This window comes from Vibrio fujianensis (assembly GCF_002749895.1).
In the GTDB taxonomy this organism is placed as follows: Bacteria; Pseudomonadota; Gammaproteobacteria; order Enterobacterales; family Vibrionaceae; genus Vibrio; species Vibrio fujianensis.
The window spans coordinates 94,715-97,728 of sequence record NZ_NBUS01000041.1 but is presented as its reverse complement, the minus strand read 5'-3'; the positions used below and the strand labels follow the sequence as shown (position 1 = coordinate 97,728).

At 42.5% G+C, this 3,014-nt stretch carries 2 protein-coding genes; both read right to left on the bottom strand.

Features of this window, described 5'->3' with window-relative positions:
- Positions 1 to 624 precede the first annotated feature (624 nt).
- A complete protein-coding gene (locus tag B7C60_RS07750) occupies positions 625 to 1,749 on the bottom strand; it encodes a lipocalin-like domain-containing protein (protein WP_425445499.1) in 1,125 nt (374 codons plus the stop codon).
- Positions 1,746 to 3,014, bottom strand: a 1,269-nt coding sequence (locus B7C60_RS18355) for an ABC transporter permease (protein WP_245868881.1), incomplete at its 5' end; no start/stop codon positions are given. The genes B7C60_RS18355 and B7C60_RS07750, both read right to left, overlap by 4 nt.

Sequence of the window (3,014 nt, the reverse complement as noted above, 5' to 3'; positions counted from 1 at the left end):
CCACCAGCCGCTTCCGACTTAAAAAAACTACGAAACAGATCAATCATGATGATATCGTCCTTAATTATTATGCTAATAAACGATGAGATAACCTAAGTGACTAAAAAATGGGGAATTAATAACGTCACTACGGCAAAAAGAAGATGCGAGCAGTTTACTCAGGCTACCGTCGCTTTAAAAATCGCTTGTAATGAATAAAGACATCGGAAAAACCGAACAATAGAGCGTAAATAAACGTAAATTCCGTGATTAAAATAAATCAACCCTAAACTCGTGCAAAGGTAAGAAAGATAAAATGCAGATGTGATAAAGAGATTGGCAAGGCTATCCGCTATTCCCAAACAATTGGGCGTTGCAGGTAGCCATCAAGTGAGTGACAAATTGGTCTGGAACAAATTTGAACAGCCGCAGGCTGACCTTTGGTGAGAGTTACGGATGGCTCTCATAATCTGCATGAGCATAGACAGGCGATGTGATTAAGGTCAACGAACGTAGCCCCCTTGCAGCTTCAAATAGGAAGAAGATAAGTTTAATAACAATAGCTGAGTGAATCTGTAACCAAGAAATTAATAAGGTGGAGAAGAAACTCATCAAAACGAGCGAGAGTACTAGAGTCAGTTGGCCCTAATAACCGGTTAATTGCATAAAACCACGCGCTTGATGAGAGCCACTAGCTTGAATCGGGCCTTCCCAATAGGGCAAAGCAAAAGAAAGCCACAAATTTGGGTTCAACGCCTGAGTAGTGAGGTGGATATTTTGGCTTGGCACCGAAATTTCCCACTGGAGTGGTAATATTTTCGTCTCCGTGAGGGTCGTGGTAGCGAGCGGTGAAATATCAAGATCTTGAGCAGATAATACTAACGTATTTCCTTGTCGTGTTGCTAACGTTCCATATAAATAAGGCGCTTTATTCCGATATCGGTGACGATACACGGTTAAGATCTTATGATTATCAAGATGGAGTACAAACCAATCCCAACCTAATTGCTCTTCTCCTAATAATCCACTGCCCCACTCTTTACTTACCCAGGCTTCCCCTTCCACAGGAATAGCATTCATCTCAGGACTCAATTGTAGCAATCCATTAACCGAGATAAATGGCGCATAAATTGAGTAAGATGCCATCGCATCCTTGGCCCCTCGACGCTGATAACCATGCTGTCCAGGCAAAATATAAGGCCCATTTGCCACCATCTGCAATGAGACACCAAAAGTATCTGTTTCGATCATTAACTGACTCGGCAATGGGCTAGATCCTAGAGAGCGCCAGCGCCAGTTATCAATCCATAAGCGAAAAGGCGACTGAATCATATCGGCTTGCCCGATTCCACCACGAGCAATCCTTTGTTCTTTCCATACTTGATGTGCATTTGAAATAACCACGTGTGACAAAAATAGTTGTGAATTTTGCCAGCCACTCTCTTGCCGATTATCATTCGCCACTCGAAAATAATTCCATTGCACACCATACTCTTGGCCTTGTTCATCACGGACATTGGCAAAGACATGCCACCATTCATGCTGATATTCAGGGTGAATGGAAAAATCATGCGGTAAACGTACAGGTTTCTCTGGCGAGACGAGCGCAAAACGTTGATCTTGATTCGATAAAAGTAGTCGATTAGATTGACCATCTAGCAATGGCTCAAGCGGATTTAAGATTGGATAAAGGCGGTATATAAGCACAGCTAACACCGTGCAGCCCAATGTCGCTATTAATAACACTCTGCCAATTTTTGTCATCTTCATACCGCATCTCTCAATGATTTCATTGCGGTTTGACGTACCAAACGAATAATTGGCAACGCTCCGGAGACAATCAAAGCCGACATAGAAAGTACAATGGTTTTTGTATAAGCCGAAGGCACCATTTGTAGTTCAAGCGTCCAACCAAAAGCCTCGCGAATCACAATATCCACCATTAACTTTGCCAACGCTAACCCTAACGGTAAGGCGATCAATAAAGAAATGAGACCAAACACAAACAGTTGCAAAGCGCCAATAATCACTAATTCTTTACCGGAAACACCAAGACATCGTAATAAAGAAATATGCCGCTGACGCGAAACCTCCCCTGCTAACGTAGCAAAGAAAATGCCACATATTGCAATAAACAGGGTAATATTACCTAAACTATCAGCAATCGCGAATGTTCGATCAAATACACGCATCGCTTGTTTATGTAAACGATGGTTATCAAACATTCGTTCAGAATCGAGTTTAAACATCGTATTTAATCGCTCAAGCAAGTGCTCGGTATCTTTATATTTATCTTTGAGTGTGACCCCTAACGAAACGTTACCGCTGGTTGATAAGCCCTCTATCCAATTATGATGAGACATCAACACCTGATGGTAAGGATTACCATAATCATAATAAACCCCCACCACGAGCCAGCTTTGACCTAATGGCAATGAAAGATCTAAATAATCACCCGGCCGGATCCCTAATCGTAATGCCATCGACTCACTGATCATCACACTACGAGAGTGATGCAAGTGATACCAATAATTGGGAATAGCTAATTTTACGGTTAACGACGCTAGCTCACCTTCTGAAGAGCCAGTACTGACAACCTGAATCGTTCCCTTATCGCTCATGATATCTTTTTCCCAGCGATGCCACACCGCTTGGACTTCAGGTTGTTGATTTAACCACTGGGTGATTTTTGCTGCCGAGCTATTGGTCGGATAAAGATAAAGATCCGCCGCTAAACGTTGAGTTAACCAAGTATCCGTGGTGTGTCTGAAACTACCAATCATAGTTTCCACACCAATATTAGCTGTCATGGCCAACATAAAAGCCATCGTCGCCACACCGCGATAGCTCATACTGGCCGCAGCATCAGCAAAAAACCAACGAACTTTAACCCAACGTAACGTATAAGAAAAACTGATAAAAAGCTTCCAAATTAAATAAGGCGTGATCAATGCTGCACCCAGCAACATTAATCCGATGATAACAAAACCCGATGTTTGACTTTTAGGAGCTTGATATACGGCAATAGCAGCGCC

Bases quoted from the DNA above. Each gene is read 5' to 3' on its own strand.
- B7C60_RS07750 (WP_425445499.1), bottom strand. From the start codon at position 1,749: ATGAAGATGACAAAAATTGGCAGAGTGTTATTAATAGCGACATTGGGC.